Below are 1,143 nucleotides of genomic sequence, written 5' to 3' on the forward strand. Positions count from 1 at the left end.
CCTGACTACCTGCTCCGGGTACGTGGCCTGAGCATGCGGGACGCCGGCATCCTCGATGGCGATCTGCTTGCGGTCAAGCGTGCCAGCGAGGCCCCGAACGGCAAGATCGTCGTTGCGCGACTGGGAGACGACGTCACCGTCAAACGCCTCAACCGCCGCGGCGACTCGATCGAACTCATTGCCGAGAATCCCGATTTCCCCAGCATCATCGTGCGCCCCGGCCGCGAAGAATTCTCTCTGGAAGGTATCGCCGTCGGCTTGATCCGACCCAGCGGCTTCTGACGAGTGCGGCTGAGGCGGGCAAGCCCGTATCACGCCGACGCCCGATTGTGCCAACGCCGCCCGCTAGTCGGGCACCGCTAACTGTTGTTGCAAGTCACCAGGTGTAGCCATGCTGCCAGCCAACCGCCTCTCCGCCCGCCGCCCCGTCAAGCCCGTACCATTCCGCCAATCCAAAGGCGTGCGTATCTACCAGGGTGCGCAACGACGCACCATGGTGGGCAGCATGGCAGCCATCTGCCGCATGCTTGAGCTGGAGGAGTCGGCCAAGCTTTCATAGGTGGGTTACGGCAGCACTCACTTGCGCGCGTCGCGGTAACCGACCTAACCGGCTGAAATCGCATAAGGCAGYGCAGAGAAAAAATTTGTGCAGAGTGCTAGCCATCCGCCTTTTGGTATTGTATGATCTTGTTCTTCGTTGCTCAGCAGCCAGCTGAGCAACCTCTACGGTGGCTGTAGCTCAGTTGGTAGAGTCCAGGATTGTGATTCCTGTCGTCGTGGGTTCGAGTCCCATCAGCCACCCCAAGAATTTGCCCTGCAAAACAGCGCCTTAACCAAGGCGCTGTTTTCATTTGTGCATCCCAAAGCCGGGTTCCATTCCCGCCATCCTCCCACGGTGGGAATACTTGCAACCGCCGGTGTCAGCACCACCGGCTCGATCTAGCCTGCTTCAGCATACCCCTCCCCCGTTTCTTCCACGCAGCGACCTCTCCCATCCCTTAGCTAGTCCGCAAGAGGGAATCCAAATTCGCCGCGCTCCAGATCTCGTTCAAATGCGACTGTCCACGAAATGCCGGTAGCTGCGGGATAGACTTGGACGTCTCCGCCCACTCGGGCGACAGTGATTTTCCGGGGGATATGACT

At 60.0% G+C, this 1,143-nt stretch carries 2 protein-coding genes and 1 tRNA gene; all 3 read left to right on the plus strand.

From position 1 onward, the window contains the following. On the plus strand, positions 1–282 hold a 282-nt coding region (locus tag AC1DKD_RS41435; protein ID WP_477144767.1), incomplete at its 5' end, for a LexA family protein. A gap of 109 nt (positions 283–391) precedes the next feature. Beyond that, a complete protein-coding gene (locus AC1DKD_RS41440; RefSeq protein ID WP_200876818.1) occupies positions 392–559 on the plus strand; it encodes a hypothetical protein in 168 nt (55 codons plus the stop codon). A gap of 169 nt (positions 560–728) precedes the next feature. Then, positions 729–804, plus strand: a tRNA-His gene (locus AC1DKD_RS41445). The last annotated feature ends 339 nt before the right edge of the window (positions 805–1,143 follow it).

Source organism: Cupriavidus sp. 05T313, assembly GCF_056396665.1.

What these genes read in the sequence shown, in the direction of transcription:
- AC1DKD_RS41440 (WP_200876818.1), top strand. Translation starts at nt 392, where the DNA reads ATGCTGCCAGCCAACCGCCTCTCCGCCCGCCGCCCCGTCAAGCCCGTA.